This is a genomic window from Cryobacterium breve (assembly GCF_027594785.1).
Lineage (GTDB): Bacteria > Actinomycetota > Actinomycetes > Actinomycetales > Microbacteriaceae > Cryobacterium > Cryobacterium breve_A.
Genome location: NZ_CP075584.1, coordinates 1836575 through 1851408 on the forward strand (window position 1 = coordinate 1836575; position 14834 = coordinate 1851408).

The 14834-nt window shown below is 67.3% G+C and carries 9 protein-coding genes and 2 pseudogenes; 4 read left to right on the forward strand and 7 right to left on the reverse strand.

The genetic code is table 11. The features are described from left to right. Positions 1-237 precede the first annotated feature (237 nt). The 6 genes and pseudogenes from KIV56_RS09010 to KIV56_RS09035 all read right to left on the reverse strand — a co-directional run bounded on the left by KIV56_RS09010 (position 238) and on the right by KIV56_RS09035 (position 8774). Positions 238-1683: a GH1 family beta-glucosidase gene (locus KIV56_RS09010; protein WP_281535953.1), complete on the reverse strand. Its 1446-nt coding sequence runs from the start codon at positions 1681-1683 to the stop codon at positions 238-240. Beyond that, a pseudogene (gene yicI, locus KIV56_RS09015) lies at positions 1680-4035 on the reverse strand (alpha-xylosidase). The gene KIV56_RS09010 and the pseudogene yicI overlap by 4 nt, the downstream one beginning before the upstream one ends. Beyond that, positions 4035-4944: pseudogene (locus KIV56_RS09020) on the reverse strand (carbohydrate ABC transporter permease). Before KIV56_RS09020 ends, yicI begins: the two co-directional pseudogenes overlap by 1 nt. A gap of 2 nt (positions 4945-4946) precedes the next feature. After that, positions 4947-5954, reverse strand: a complete 1008-nt coding sequence (locus KIV56_RS09025) for a carbohydrate ABC transporter permease (protein ID WP_281535954.1) — start codon at positions 5952-5954, stop codon at positions 4947-4949. Positions 5955-6063: 109 nt separating this feature from the next. After that, positions 6064-7392 (reverse strand): extracellular solute-binding protein, encoded by a 1329-nt coding sequence (locus KIV56_RS09030; protein ID WP_348648518.1) that lies wholly within the window; start codon positions 7390-7392, stop codon positions 6064-6066. 347 nt (positions 7393-7739) lie between these two features. Further along, complete coding sequence (locus tag KIV56_RS09035; RefSeq protein WP_281535955.1) at positions 7740-8774, reverse strand: LacI family DNA-binding transcriptional regulator; 1035 nt, start codon at positions 8772-8774, stop codon at positions 7740-7742. Positions 8775-8938: 164 nt separating this feature from the next. On the opposite strand from KIV56_RS09035, the gene KIV56_RS09040 reads away from it, so the two are divergent. Next, entirely contained in the window at positions 8939-10528 is a 1590-nt protein-coding gene (locus tag KIV56_RS09040) for a glycoside hydrolase family 43 protein (RefSeq protein WP_281535956.1), read from the forward strand. Between the two features lie 87 nt (positions 10529-10615). Here the strand turns inward: KIV56_RS09040 and KIV56_RS09045 are convergent, their stop codons facing one another. Further along, positions 10616-11644 carry a LacI family DNA-binding transcriptional regulator gene (locus KIV56_RS09045; protein ID WP_281535957.1) on the reverse strand — a complete coding sequence of 343 codons (1029 nt, stop codon included), beginning with the start codon at positions 11642-11644 and terminating at the stop codon, positions 10616-10618. 135 nt (positions 11645-11779) lie between these two features. Between KIV56_RS09045 and KIV56_RS09050 the strand changes: the two genes are divergently transcribed. The 3 genes from KIV56_RS09050 to KIV56_RS09060 are packed head-to-tail and all read left to right on the forward strand — an operon-like array spanning position 11780 to position 14833. Beyond that, positions 11780-13087 (forward strand): ABC transporter substrate-binding protein, encoded by a 1308-nt coding sequence (locus tag KIV56_RS09050; RefSeq protein WP_281535958.1) that lies wholly within the window; start codon positions 11780-11782, stop codon positions 13085-13087. A 10-nt stretch (positions 13088-13097) separates the two neighbouring features. Next, positions 13098-14015 carry a carbohydrate ABC transporter permease gene (locus KIV56_RS09055; protein ID WP_281535959.1) on the forward strand — a complete coding sequence of 306 codons (918 nt, stop codon included), beginning with the start codon at positions 13098-13100 and terminating at the stop codon, positions 14013-14015. After that, complete coding sequence (locus KIV56_RS09060; protein ID WP_134446835.1) at positions 14015-14833, forward strand: carbohydrate ABC transporter permease; 819 nt, start codon at positions 14015-14017, stop codon at positions 14831-14833. The genes KIV56_RS09055 and KIV56_RS09060 overlap by 1 nt, the downstream gene beginning before the upstream one ends. The last annotated feature ends 1 nt before the right edge of the window (position 14834 follow it).

Consider the following 14834-nt stretch of genomic DNA (forward strand, 5'->3'; position numbering starts at 1 on the left):
ACCAGGATTCAGGCCCGAGTCACCCCCTTTTTCGAGCAAGGGGCGCAGATCTGCCAATTGAAACGTAATAATTCCGGGCCGGAACGGAATTTGTTGCCCACAACCGCAAAACCGTGCGTCTGCACGGTTTTCCCGGCGCACCAGAGGAGCATTCCCGTGCGCGCCACTAGCGCCGCTTCGCGCCAGGCATGCCTGGCGCGAAGCGGCGGAGGAGGCGCGCCGGCCCGGATGCGCGCCTCAGGCGGCGGGGATGATTCCCGTGGCGACGAGCTTCGCGTACCAGAGCGCGCTGTCCTTGGGGGTGCGCACCTCGGTGTCGTAGTCCACGTAGACGATGCCGAATCGCTTCGAGTAGCCGTATGCCCATTCGAAGTTGTCCATGAACGACCAGACCTGGTACCCGCGCAGGTCGACGCCGCGTGCGAGCGCCCGGTGCGCAGCGGTGAAGTGCCGCTGCAGGTAGTCGGTGCGCAGCGGGTCGTGCACGGCGGGACCGTCCGCCTCCTGCACGAGGGTGTCCGGGAAGGCGGCGCCGTTCTCGGTGATCATGAGCGGCTGGTCCGGGAATTCCTCGCTGAGGGACACGAGCAGTTCCTCGAGGCCCGCGGGCTCGATGTTCCAGCCCATGTCGGTGTACGGGCCGGCCTGCTGCACGAATTCGACCCGGTCGGCGCCGGGCCAGGGAGAGCCGGCGGCGTCCTTGTGGCCGTCGGCGTTCTGGCGCGGGGTCTCGCCGTCCCAGAGCCGCACGAGATTGGTCGAGTAGTAGTTGACGCCGAGCACGTCGATCGGCTGGTGGATGATCTCGGTGTCGCCCGGCCGCACGAAGGACCAGTCGGTGATCGCGGCGGTGTCGGCGAGGACATCCGCCGGGTATTCGCCCTTCAGGAGCGGGCCGAGGAAAACCCGGTTGCCGAGGCCGTCGATCTGCCGAACGGCCTCTGGCCCGCCGGCGCCCTCTCCGCGCACGACGTGCAGGTTGAGGGTGATCGAGAAGTCCGGGTCGTTCGTGACGACCTTCCTGAGTTCCGTGATCGCGAGCCCGTGGGCGAGGTTGAGGTGGTGAACCGCGGTCAACGCCTCCGCACCATCGGTGCGACCTGGCGCGTGCGCCCCGGAGCCGTAGCCGAGATACGCGGAGCACCACGGCTCGTTGAGCGTCGTCCAGGTGTCGATCCGGTCGCCGAGAGCCGCGCCCATGATCCGCGCGTACTCGGCGAACGCGTACGCGGTCTCGCGGTTGGTCCAGCCTCCCTCGTCCTCCAGGGCCTGCGGCAGGTCCCAGTGGTAGAGCGTCGCGATCGGTCGGATGCCGCGCTCGAGCAGCCCGTCGACGAGCCGCTCGTAGAACGCGAGGCCCTTCTCGTTGACCGGGCCGCGCCCGGTGGGCTGGATCCGCGACCAGGAGATCGAGAACCGGTACGCGTGCAGGCCGAGCCGCTGCATCAGGTCGAGGTCTTCCTCGAGGTGGTGATAGTGGTCGCTCGCCTTGTCCCCGGTGTCGCCGTCCAGGACCGCGCCCGGCGTGTGGCTGAAGGTGTCCCAGATCGACGGCCCCCGACCGTCCTCGTCGGCGGCGCCCTCGATCTGGTACGCGGCCGTCGCCGAACCGAAGATGAACCCGTCCGGGAATTGCAGTCCCGAGTCGCGGTAGTCGGGGTTGCCCTGGCGGGAATCGGTCATGAGAGGGTGGCCTTTCGATTCGCGGATGCTGAGGTGTCGCCTCCCGCGCGCCTGGCGCGGAACGCGGCGTCCGAGTCACTGTGCACCGTGACCCCGTCGCCGTCTTCCACAATCGTAAAGGTCACGACGGAATCGCCGAGCGGATCCGACACCAGCACGGTCCTGGTCGCGTCGCCGCCGGGATAGACCGTGATCAGCGCGTCCCGGGTGTAGTCGTAGTCCGGCCGGTCGTCCCGCGCGCCCGTCGCGATCACGGCGCCCTCCCGCACCCACAGCGGGATGCTGTCGAACGCGTGGGTCTCCCGGCGCCAGGTTGGTCCGGCCGCGGTCTCGCCGGTCAGGTAGTTCGTCCAGGTCCCGGCGGGGAGGTAGTAGGACACGTCGCCGGCCTCGCTGAAGACAGGAGCGACGAGCAGGTCGTGGCCGAGCAGGTACTGGCGGTCGAGGTAGTCGACGGCGGGGTCGTCGGCGAATTCGAGCCTGCATCGGGCGCATGAAGGGGATGCCGGTGCGGTGCGCCTCGAGGCCGACCTGGTACAGGTAGGGCATCAGTGAGAGCTTGAGCTTTGTGAAGCGACGGGTGACGTCGACGGCGCTCTGGCCCGGTTCCTCTGTTCCGTCGTCGAAGAGCCACGGCACCCGGTAGCTCGTGGAACCGTGCAGCCGGGAGTGGCTCGACATCAGGCCGAAGGCGAGCCAGCGCTTCAGCACGGCCGCGTTGGGCATGCCTTCGAAGCCGCCGATGTCGTGGCTCCAGAATCCGAATCCGGAGAGGGCGAGCGAGAGCCCGCCGCGCAGGGTCTCCGCCATCGACTCGTAGCTCGACGAGTTGTCTCCGCCCCAGTGCACCGGCTGCTTCTGGCCGCCGACGGTCGCGGAGCGCGCGAAGAGCACCGCGTCGCCGACGCCGTGGTGCTCCTGGAGCACCTCGAACACGGCAGCGTTGTAGAGCTGGGTGTACCAGTTGTGCATCCGCTCGGGGCTGGATCCGTCGTGCCAGACCACGTCGAGCGGGATCCGCTCGCCGAAGTCGGTCTTGATGGCGTCGACGCCCTGGTCGAGCAGGTGCCGCAGCTTACCCTGGAACCAGGTGACGGCATCCGGGTTGGTGAAGTCGACGAGTCCCATGCCGGCCTGCCAGAAGTCCCACTGCCAGACGGAGCCGTCCGCCCGCTTCACGAGATAGCCGGCCGCCTGGGCCTCGGCGAAGATTGGGGCGCGCTGGGCGATGTACGGGTTGATCCACGCGCTCACGTGCAGGTTCCTGCCGTGCAGGCGGGCGAGCATGCCCTCGGGGTCCGGGAACACCCGGGGGTCCCATTCGAAGTCGGTCCAGTTGAATTCGCGCATCCAGAAGCAGTCGAAGTGGAAGACCGAGAGCGGCAGGTCGCGTTCGGCCATGCCGTCGATGAAGGAGTTGACCGTCGCCTCGTCGTACTGGGTGGTGAACGAGGTCGACAGCCAGAGGCCGTACGACCAGGCCGGCACCTGGGCCGGACGCCCGGTCAGCTCGGTGTACCGGCCGAGGATCTCCTTGGGCGTTGGCCCGTAGATCACGAAGTATTCGAGGTATTCGCCCGCGACGGAGAACTGCACCTGTTCGACCGACTCGGTGCCGACCTCGAAGGAGACGTGCTCCGCGTGGTTGACGAGCACGCCGTAGCCCCGGTTGGTGAGGTAGAACGGGATGTTCTTGTAGGACTGCTCGCTCGAGGTGCCGCCGTCGGCGTTCCAGATGTCGATGGTCTGGCCGTTCTTCACCAGAGGTCCGAAGCGTTCGCCGAGACCGTAGACGAGTTCGCCGACGCCGAGCGCGAGCCGGGCGTGCACGTAGACGGATGCGGGGGCGAGCCCGGTCTCCGTGACGCCGGAGACCCCGGTGGGTTCCGCCGCGATCGGCGCACCGTCGGCGAGCTGCAGGTAGCCGATCGATTTCGGTCCGCTCTCGGTCAGGGTGTGGCCATCGGCCTCGAAGCGGAGGCTCCAGGGGCTCCCCCGGTCGATGCGCGCGGTCAGGGGGCCGCTCGTGACGCTCCCGCCGTCCTCGTCGACGGACACGATGCCGCTGCCGGTGACGGCGCCGTCGAGCTCGAAGCCGGGCTCCGTCGACCCGCCGGTGTCCTTGGCCACGCGCACGCGGATCACGCCGGGCAGCGGGGAGGACAGCGTCACCGAGAGCAGGGCCCGGTTGAGCACGTCGCCGCGGTGGGCGATGACCTTGGTGGGGGCGTCGATCCGCAGTGCGTCGCCGTCCCCCGTCGCGCCGGGCACGACCTCGAGGTCGTACGCCTCCTGCGCATAGAGCGGCGTGACGCCGGGACGCACGTGCCAGAATCCATCGGTGAACTTCATTACTTGACTGCTCCTGCGGTAATGCCACGCGTCAGCGTGCGCTGGAAGATGAGGAAGAAGATGAGCGTCGGCAGCAGGCCGAGCAGAGCGGATGCGCTCGTGGTGGTGACGTCCATCAGGCGGTCGCCCTGCAGCACGCTGATCGCGACGGGGACCGTCTGGTTCGCGTTGCTGACCAGGAAGGTCAACGGGATCAGGAATTCGTTCCAGGTCCAGATGAAGAAGAAGATCAGGAGCACGGCGAGGGTCGACCGGCTGATCGGGTAGACCACGCGCCAGAGGATCTGCCAGCGGCTTGCGCCGTCGAGTGAGGCCGCCTCGAGGAGTTCCTTCGGGAAGGTGCCGTAGACGCTCGACAGCAGGTAGGTGCCGAAGGCGCTCTGGATGACCGTGAAGATGATGATGACGGCCCAGATGTTGTCGTACAGTCCGACCTGCTTGAACATGAAGTAGAGCGGGTAGAGCAGGGCCTCCTGCGGCACCATGTTGGCGAGCAGGATCAGCACGACGATCCAGGTGCGGCCGCGGATGCGGCCGATTCCGATCGCGTACGCATTGAACATCGACAGGAGTACGGCGGCCACGGCGACGACGCTCGAGATGACCACGCTGTTCCAGAGCTTCTCCGGGAAGTTGACCCTGGTCCAGAAGTTGATGATGCCGTCGAAGTAGAGGTTGCTCGGCAGGGCGAGGGGGCCGGAGCCTGTTGTAGTCGGCCGGCGACTTGAAGGAGTTGATCACGATCATCACGAACGGGATCGCGATGAAGAGGCCGATGATGATTGCGATGAACAGGATGACCCAGTCGCCGGTGGTCTTGCGGGTGTGCACCTTGGGCAGTTTGAGCGGCTTGGGTTCCGGGGCGCCGGAATCGCGGCGGGGACGGATTTTGTCGGTCAGGGTAGTCATGGCTAGCGCTCCTCGTCCTGGCGCTCGAGCCGGGTCTGGAAAGTGATGAAGATGATCGCGACGACGGCGACCACGACGGTCAGGGCGGTGGCGATCGTTGCGCCGTAGCCGACCTGCTGGTTCTGGAAGAACTCGCTGTAGGAGTAGTAGCTCGGCACCATGGTCGAGGTGCCTGGGCCGCCGCGGGTCAGGGCGTAGATCGGGCCGAACACCTTGAGGGCTGCGATCGTGCAGGTCAGGGTCACGACGAAGATTTCCGGGCGGATGATGCCGACGGTGATGGCGCGGAACCGCTGGAACCAGTTGGCGCCGTCGAGCTCCGCTGCCTCGTAGAGCTCCGGGTCGACGCGCTGCAGGGCGGCCATGAAGATCACGATCGGGTAGCCGAGCTGGACCCAGATCATGATGACCATGATGCAGGCCATCGCGGTGTCCGGGCTGCCGAGCCAGTTGTGTTCGAGGCCGCTGAGTCCGATGGCGCCGAGCACCTGGTTGAGGGCACCGTTCTCCGGGCGGAGGATCCAGCCGATCACGATCGCCGCGATCACGGTCGGCAGGATCTGCGGGAGGTAGTAGGTGGCGCGGAGGAAGCTGGCGATCTTGCCGCCGAATTTCTTGCCGACGAGGTCGAAGAGCATGGCCGCGAGTACGAGGCCGAGCAGGGTCGGGACGACGACCATGGCCACGATCATGGCGATCGAGTTGCCGAATGAGGTCCAGAACACGTCGTCGCCGAAGAGCTTGGTCCAGTTGTCGAGGCCGATCCAGACCGGGGGCTTGATGCCGCGGTACTTGGTGAAGGTCAGGAAGAAGTTCCAGCCCAGCGGAACCAGGACGATGATGGTGAGCAGGAGCAGGCCTGGCACCAGGTAGAGCCAGAAGCCCTTGCCGCCCGCGCCGGGGATGAGGCTCTGCACGGGTGTGCGGCGAACGCGCTTGCCCGCAGGCTTGCCCGGCCGGGGCGGGTGCGATTCGGTTGTCTCAGTGGCCAGCGGGGCTGTCGTAACCATCGCCTTGCCTTTCTTCAGTTCAGGGGTCTGCCGCGCAGCCACGACGCCGGGCCTGCGCGGCAGGAAGAGGGGGTGCGGGTCGCGCCGGGGAGGCGCGACCCGCGGCGGACTACTTCTTGATGTCCTTGATGCCGTCGTTGTATTCGGTGCCGAGTTCGCTCAAAACGTCCTTGGACGACTTGGTGCCGTTCATGAGCTCCTGCAGGCCGGCGTTCAGCTGGTCGTAGAAGGTCGGGGTGGGCCAGTCGGGGTAGAAGCCGATGCCGTCGCGCGCGGTGAGCGTGTTGAAGTTGGCAATCAGTTCCTGGCTCTTCGGGTCTGTGATGTCCGCGGCGTTCGCGGCGACGGGGACGCCACCGTTGTTGCCGATCAGGGCCTGGATCTCCGGGCGCATTGTGATGTCGATGAATGCGGCGGCGAGGTCCTTGTTCTTGGCCTTCTCCGGAACGACCCACATGTTTCCGCTGGATCCGGGAGACATCGTGGCGCCGGGGTAGAGGAAGGTGCCGAAGTTGAAGCCCTTGATCTCCGTCGTGAAGCGGTTGTACCACCAGCTGCCGGAGAAGAAGATCGGGTTCGTTCCCGCGATGAACGCGGTGCCGGCATCCTCTGCCTTGGTCCCGGTCGCGTCCTTGGAGATGTAGCCCTTGTCGGTCCAGTCCTTGATGGTGTTGGTCGCGTAGGTGAGTTCCTTGCCCTGCCAGTCGACGTCACCGGTGTAGAGCTGGTAATCGTTGACGAAGCTGCGGTCTGCCTTGGTCAGCGCGAGCTGGTACCAGAGCTGCCCGAGCGGGTACTCGGCCGCCGACTCGGACAGCGGGGTGATCCCGGCGTCCTTGAAGGTCTTCAGTGCGGCTTCGAACTCGGCCTGCGTTGTCGGGATCGCGACGTTGTACTTCGCGAACATGTCCTTGTTGTAATAGGCCTCGACGAATTCGCCGTAGTTCGGAACGCCGTACCAGGAGCCGGAGCCCATGATGCCGTTTTCGTCGTACTTGGCGGTGGTCTGGAGGGAGGGGGCGAGCTTCGCGTCCCAGCCGTACTGGCTGACGTAGTCGTCGAGGTTGCTGAGCAGGCCCTGGCTTGCGAGCAGGCCGGCGGTGGCGTTGCCCTTGTTGTACTCGAGGATGTCGGGGGCCTGGTCGGAGTTGAGGACCTGGCTCGCGGTCGAACGGATCTGCTCGAAGCTCTTGGCCTCGAACTTGACCTTCGCGCCGGTCTCCTTCTCGAAGACCTTGATCGCCTCGTTCCAGGCGATTCCCATCGCGCTGGTGTCGGACTCGAAGTCCCAGAGCGTCAGGGTCTTTCCGGTGCCGTCAACCGGCCCGCTGCTCGCTGCGGTTGTGGACCCGCCGCTTGAACCGCTCGCACAGCCGGTCAAGAGTGCCGCTGCCGCCGTCATTGCGACGACAGCGAGGGCGCGCTTTCCTAATCTCACGTTCTACCTCCTTGTAGTGGCGACTCCGATTCCTGTCGCCGATGACGACCCCAGCGCGAGCGAATCGAAACGCTTCGATAATTGCTGTGCCTATCGTCTGCCGAAACGCTTCGACAGTGGGTCGCTTTGAAGCATAGGGGCCCGCGGATGCTGGCACAAGATGTTTGTTGATATTCGCAACATATCCGCGTCGAGCGAGCATCCACCCCGACCGCGATCCCCCGAATCCTCCCCCTGAGGTGTCGCATATCGAGGTTCACACGCGGGTTGAACATCGATATGCGACACCTCAGCGGGTCGTCAACGACCGACGGCGGCGCGGCCCGGATCCCCGGGTCGCGGGTGGCTCAGGATCGCGGGGAGGCCAGGTGCCGGTCCGGCGGCGGCGCGATCGAGCCGCGCTCGTAGAAGCGCGGAGGGACCAGTTCGATCCGAGGCTCTATCGGGCCGCTCACCTGCTCGATCGCGAGCGTGACCGCCCGCCAGCAGGAGTCGGCGGCGACGAGCGGGATCGTGTCGAGGGGAGGCTCGAAGTGGTCGGTCTCGAAGCTCGCGCAGGCCGCAAGCACGGAGAGATCCTGGGGCACCCGCAGGCCGCGTTCACGCAGCACGTCCAGCACCGCGGCGTGGATGCTCTCCTCGGCATGGAGGACGACCGCAGTCATCTCCGGGCGCTCAGCGAAGAGCGCGTCGAGGGCGATCCGTACGCTCGGCCCGTCCCGCTCGGGCATCACGAAGGCCGTCTCGATCCCGTGGGCCGCCGCGGCCGCAAAGAAGCCGTCGCGGAACCGGGGCGGGAAGTTCGAGCCGCGCGCGTAGACCCCGGGAGAGTGCCCGATCAGTCCGATCGACCGGTGCCCGGCCGCCACCAGCTTCTCGACGGCGAGCGCCGCAGCGGCCTCGAAGTCGAGGTCGACGCAGACGAGACCGGCGGCATCCTTGGGAATGCCGATGAAGGTCGCCGGCACGCCGAGTTCGCGGATCACCGCGACCCTGTCGTCGTCGCCCGCGACGTCGAGCACGATGATGCCGTCGACGAGGCTGCTGGACGCCACCCGGCGCAGCCCGCTCGTCGCCTCGTCCTGGGTGAGCAACAGCACGTCGTAGTCGTGTTCGCGGGCGGCCTGCGCGACAGCGAGCACGAAGGCCATGTGTGCCGGCGCATAGGTGTCCGCGTGGAACGGCGCCGTGAGGGCGAAGATGTTGGTGCGGGTGCCCGCGAGCATCCTCGCCCCGGCGTTCGGGCGATAACCGAGACGCTCGACGGCATCGAGTACCCGAAGGCGAGTGGATGCGGCGATCGACCGCTTGCCGGACAAAGCGTAGGACACTGTGCTGATCGAGACGCCGGCCACCCGTGCAACGTCGTGGATGCTCGCCATGGCGCCGACCTCGCTTCCCACCCCGCTGATAAATGCCTTGTCGCACAGTCTGGACCATGAACCAGCGAACCAGAACCACCCCCTCACTCGTTTTGTTGTGACAATCGACTTAAACGGGTCGTGGGGCACGGATGCCGTCGGTCCGGTCACTAGGGTGGTCAAGCATGACGGTCTTCGCGAATCCGGTCCTGCCCGGAATGTACCCGGATCCCTCGGTCTGCCGGGTCGGCGACACCTTCTACCTCGCCAACTCGTCGTTCGAGTACTTCCCCGGCCTCCCGCTGCACTCGAGCACCGACCTCGTCACCTGGACGCCCGTCGGCCACGCGGTCGACCGCCCCGGCCAGGCGCGCCTGCTCGACCTCGCCGGAGTCCCTGACTCCGGCGGCCTCTACGCCCCGACCCTGCGCCATCACGACGGCGTGTTCTTCCTCGCCTGCACGGTCGTCGGCGGCGCGGCGGACGCGTCGTTCCTCCTGACCGCGACCGACCCGGCCGGCCCCTGGTCCGATCCGGTGTTCCTTGAGGGCGCGCGTGGCATCGATCCGACGATCTTCTTCCACGAAGGCAGGGCCTGGTGGGCCGGCTGCCGCCTCGTCGAACCCGGCGCATACCCCGCCCAGACCGAAATCTGGCTCCGCGAGCTCGACCCGGTCGCCGGGCGACTCTTCGGCCAGGAACACATCCTCTGGAACGGCGCGGTCACGGGTGCGGTGTGGGCGGAGGGACCGCACCTCTACGCGCACGACGGGTGGATCCACCTCCTCGCCGCCGAGGGCGGCACCGAACGGAACCACGCCGTCTCGGTCGCCAGGTCCCGGTCCGTCACGGGCCCATACGTCGGGAACCCCGGCAATCCGGTCCTCAGCCACCGTCAACTGGGGGCTACCGCGAGGGTGCAGAACGTCGGGCACGCCGACCTCGTCGAGGCGGGGGACGGCTCCTGGTGGGCCCTCGCCCTCGGCGTCCGGGTCCGGGCGGGCGGGCACGTGCTCGGCAGGGAGACCTTCCTCGCACCCGTCGCCTGGGAGTCCGGCTGGCCCGTATTCAACCCGGGTGCCGGCAGGCTCGGCGAGCGCGGCAGCACACCGTTCACGAGCGCGGATGCGCCGACCCCGGCCGAACTGCATGACACGTTCCCGCCCGGGCCGCTCGCGGCGCACTGGCTCGGCGTGCGCGGGCCGGTGCCGGGAGCGCACACCTCGGCTGCCGGGTTGCACCTCGAGGCTCCTGCGCCGCCGCCCGCGTCCACGGCCCCCGCCGGGCCGACACCGACATCGGCACTACAGCCCGTGACGGGGACGCCGGCCGCGTTCCTCGGGTATCGGCTGCGGCATCCCGACGTGCGGGCGGGCATCCACCTGGTGCTGCCGCACCCGGGGGTCACGACCGGGCTCGCCCTGCGGCAGAGCGGGGATTTCGGCCTGCGCCTCGAGCTCGCGCACGCGCCGGCCGGCTGGGCCGCGACCGCGATCGCGCGCGCCGACGGTGTCGACACGGTCCTCGGCAGGGTGCCGATCGGCCCCGTTGCGACGGGCTCCGTGCTCGACCTCACCGCCGAGCTGTCCGCCGCTGGGGTCGAGTTCGCGGTCTCGGTGACCGGCGAGACGCGGGTCATCGCCCTGACGGATGCCGCCCTCCTGACGACCGAGCGCGCCGGCGGCTTCGTGGGCACCCTCGTCGGGCCCTTCGTGAGCGGGGAGCCCGGCCACCCGGTCACGGTCACCGCCTTCGACTACGTGCCGCTCCCCTAACCAATTCGACGGAGTTTTTGCCCGGAAAGCCCTTCAAACGCGCTCCCACGCGCAAAAACCCAAAAAGTCCGTCGAATGGATTCGAGGTCAGGCGAGCGGGGCCGTGCTGTGGCGGGTGACGAGGCTCGTCGCCAGGTCCATCCGCTGCACGGTGCCGCCCGGGGAGTGCCGCATGCTGACCGCGAGGTTGGCCGCGGCCTCGGCCATCTCGGTGAGCGACTGCCGGATCGTCGTGAGCGGCGGTCCGACCCACCGGGCGAGGGGGAGGTCGTCGTAGCCGACGACCGAGAGGTCGGCCGGGATGCGCAGCCCCAGCGCCCTGGCCGCCTCGTACACGCCCATGGCCTGGAGGTCGCTCCCCGCGAAAATGGCGGTCGGCCGGTCCGGCCGGTCGAGCAGCTCGACCGCGCGCACCCGGGCCCCCTCCGGGTGGAAGTCACCGTCGAGCACGAGTGCGGAGTCGTAGGCGATGCCGGCCGCTTCGAGCGCGGCGCGGTAACCGCCGATCCGAGCGATCGAACAGAGCATGTCGACGGGCCCGCCGATCATGCCGATCCGGGTGTGCCCGAGGTCGATGAGGTGCCGGGTCGCCGCGAGGCCGCCTGACCAGTTCGCCGAGCCGATCGAGGGCACGTCCGGGGTGGGCTCCCCCGCCGGGTCGACGACGACGAAGGGGATGCCGCGGGTCGCGAGCTTCTGCTTCTGCTCTCCCGAGAGGTCGGAGAAGACCAGGATCACCCCGACCGGATTGCGGGCGATCACGCCGTCGATCCACTCGACCGAGGGCGCGTGCCGGTCGCCGCTCTCGGTGAGCACGATGCTGAGCCCGTTCGCCCGCGCGACGCGCTCGACCCCGCGGATGATCTCGATCGCCCAGACGCTCTCGAGCTCGTGGAAGACGAGCTCGAGCAGGGGAGCGGAGGCCGCGGCGTCGCCGCGCCTGCTGTACCCGTTGCGGGACAGCAGGTCCTCGACCCGGGTGCGCGTCGCCGGGGCGACGTCGCCGCGCCCGTTGAGCACCTTGGAGACGGTGGAGAGCGACACGGCCGCGAGCGCGGCGATCGCCGAGAGGGTCACGCGGTCCGGGCTCTCCCGGCCTTCTTCGACGATCGACATGGGCTCATTCTTCCCCGAAGCCTCGGCCTCGTGCATCCGTTTGGTTTGTCGCTTGACGCAACAAACCCTGCGCCATAGACTCCAGTCATCCTAATCACTTTCGGCAACTATGCCGAAACTTTCGAGAGGCGTTCAATGTCGAACACGAGCAGGTGGCTCAAACGAGCCGTCGCCGCATCCGCAGTACTCGCGTTGGGAGTCACGCTCTCCGCGTGCTCCGGCACATCAGGCAGCACAGCAAACAGCAACCGTCCGGAGAATGTCATCCACGTCGCCGTCTACGGAGACGCGGGCAACACCGTCGAACAGGCGATGGTCGACAAATTCAACGCCACCTCGAAGGTCCAGGTCATCCTCGACCGGATCCCCGGCGCGAACTACCAGCAGAAGCTCCAGACGATCATCAGCACCGACGCGGCGCCCGACGTCTTCTTCAACTGGGGCGGCGGCAGCATCCAGCCGTTCGTCAAGGCCAACCTTCTCCTGCCGCTCACCGACATGATCAAGACGGACCCGGCCCTCCAGTCGAGCTTCCTGCCCTCCGTCTTCAACGCCGCCGCGATCGACGAAGTTCCGTACGGCATCCCGATGCGCGGCACCCAGCCGGTCATCCTGTTCAACAACAAGCAGGTCCTGACGGATGCGGGGATCACCGCACCGAAGACGTGGGACGACCTGCTCGCCGACGTCAAGGTCCTCACGGCGAAGGGAATCACCCCGATCGCCCTCGGCGGCGCCGACCAGTGGCCGACCCTGATGTGGTTCGAGTACCTCTTCGACCGTGTTGCCGGCCCCGACCTCCTCACGAAGGCCATCGGCGGCGACACCACCGTCTGGGACTCCGCTGACGGCAAGGCAGCACTCACCAAGCTCAAGTCCCTCATCGACGCGGGCGCCTTCGGCACCAACTTCGACTCCGTGAGCTTCGTCGACGGTGGCTCGCCCGCACTGCTCCGCACCGGCAAGGCCGCCTTCGAGCTCATGGGCTCGTGGGAGTACTCCACCCAGCAGACTGCGGACAAGGCGTGGACCGAAGCCAACCTCGGCTACACCGGCTTCCCGTCGATCGCCGATGGCAAGGGTGACGGCGCAGACCTCGTCGGCAACACCAACAACTACTACTCGGTCATCAAGGCCACCCGCTACCCGGACACCGCCCGCGACTTCCTGAAGCTGATGTACTCCGACGAGTTCGTCCAGGCCCAGTTGGCCATCGGCAACCTCCCCACGACGACCACGACCGAGAAATTCCTCGACCAGGCCGCCGACCCGGCATACGCGACCTTCCAGTTCAACCTGGTCAAGGACGCACCCGCGTTCCAGCTCTCCTGGGACCAGGCATACCCCCAGTCGGCGTCCGCTGACCTGAAGACCGCGGTCTCGCAGTTCTTCACCGGCAAGCTCGACGTCGCCGGCTTCATCTCCGCGATGCAGGCACTCTAGGAAACTGACCATGAAGCGTCCAACCACCGGGCGCTCACGGCACTCGGGCGGCCCCAACGTGGGCCGCCCGGGTTTCGCCTGGGCCCTCCCCGCCACAATCTTCTTCGCCCTCTTCGCGATCGTCCCCCTCATCGGCGTCGCGGTGATGTCCTTCACGAGCTGGAGCGGACTCGGCTCTCCCGAGTTCAACGGACTCGACAACTGGAACAAGCTCCTCGGCGACAAGGTCATGATGCAGAGCCTCTGGCTGAGCGCCCTGCTCACCCTGCTCGGCGTCCTCATCCAGACCCCACTGAGCATCCTGCTCGGCGTCTGGGCCGCGGGACAGCAGAAGAACCGCGCCGTCCTCTCCGCGATCTACTTCATCCCGTTGCTGCTCTCCTCCGCGGCCGTCTCGGTGCTCTGGCGGGCCCTGCTCGACCCGAACTTCGGCATCCCCGGCCAGCTGGCCGGGATCTTCGGCGGCGACGGCAACCTGCTCGGCAGCCAGGCCGGCGCGATCGCCGTGCTGACCTTCGTCGGCGCCTGGCAGTTCACTCCGCTGCACACCCTGCTCTACCAGGGCGCCGCCCGCTCGGTTCCGCCCGTGCTGTACCAGGCCGCCGAGATCGACGGTGCCGGCACGATGCGGAAGTTCTTCAGCATCACCCTGCCGCAGCTGCGCAACACCATCGTGACCTCCGGCATCCTGATGGTCGTCGGCGGCCTCACCACGTTCGACACCGTGCTCATCCTGACCAAGGGTGGCCCGGGCACCGACACCACGATCACGCCGTACTACATGTACCGGAAGGCGTTCCAGTCCTTCGACTTCGGCGTCGGCAGCGCGATCGCGCTCGTGCTCGTGGTCATCGCGACGGCCATCTCGCTCATCATGGTCAGGGCCACCGGCTACGACAAGATGAACAGCGCCCAGGAAGGCATCTGATGAAGCCCAGACCGAACTACTTCGCCGGGGCCGGCAGCATCATCTGGCTCCTGATCGTCCTCGTCCCGATCTACGTCATGGTCACGGCCACGATCCAGACGCAGCAGGGCTACGCATCCGCCGGCCCCTTGTCATTGCCGAGCTCGTTCACCCTCGACAACTTCGGCGCCCTCGTCACCGGCGGGTTCCTCACCTATGTCTGGAACACCGTCATCGTCACGGTGAGCGTCGTCGCGATCGTCGTGCTCGTCGTGCCGCCGCTCTCCTATGCGGTCGTCCGCAGCCGGAGCCGGGGCATCTCGCTGATCTTCCGCACCTTCCTGCTCGGGCTCGCGATCCCGGCCCAGGCCGTCATCGTGCCGATCTTCTACCTGATCTCTGTCGCCGGGCTCTACGACAGCCTGATCGGCATCATCCTGCCGACGGCGGCGTTCTGCCTGCCGATCTGCACCCTGATCCTGACCGGCAGCATGCGCGACATCACCCCGGAGCTCTACGAGGCCATGGCCATGGACGGTGCGACGCCGATGCGCAGCTTCTTCCAGCTCGTGCTGCCCCTCTCCAAGAGCGGCATCTCGACGATCATCGTCTTCTCCGCGCTGCAGGCCTGGAACGGGTTCCTCTTCCCCCTGATCCTGACCCAGTCGGCCTCGACCAAGGTGATCACCCTCGGCCTGTTCGACTTCCAGTCGCAGTACGGTGTCAACATTCCGGGGCTGATGGCGGCTGTGCTGCTCTCGATGCTCCCGGTTCTCTTCGTGTACCTATTCGCCCGGCGCGCCCTCGTTCAGGGCCTCATGGGCGTCGGAGGCAAGTAAC

Coding starts and splice junctions, on each gene's coding strand:
- KIV56_RS09060 (WP_134446835.1), top strand. CDS start 14,015: ATGAAGCCCAGACCGAACTACTTCGCCGGGGCCGGCAGCATCATCTGG.
- KIV56_RS09035 (WP_281535955.1), bottom strand. CDS start 8,774: ATGGCGAGCATCCACGACGTTGCACGGGTGGCCGGCGTCTCGATCAGC.
- KIV56_RS09055 (WP_281535959.1), top strand. CDS start 13,098: ATGAAGCGTCCAACCACCGGGCGCTCACGGCACTCGGGCGGCCCCAAC.
- KIV56_RS09025 (WP_281535954.1), bottom strand. CDS start 5,954: ATGGTTACGACAGCCCCGCTGGCCACTGAGACAACCGAATCGCACCCG.
- KIV56_RS09045 (WP_281535957.1), bottom strand. CDS start 11,644: ATGTCGATCGTCGAAGAAGGCCGGGAGAGCCCGGACCGCGTGACCCTC.
- KIV56_RS09050 (WP_281535958.1), top strand. CDS start 11,780: ATGTCGAACACGAGCAGGTGGCTCAAACGAGCCGTCGCCGCATCCGCA.
- KIV56_RS09010 (WP_281535953.1), bottom strand. CDS start 1,683: ATGACCGATTCCCGCCAGGGCAACCCCGACTACCGCGACTCGGGACTG.
- KIV56_RS09040 (WP_281535956.1), top strand. CDS start 8,939: ATGACGGTCTTCGCGAATCCGGTCCTGCCCGGAATGTACCCGGATCCC.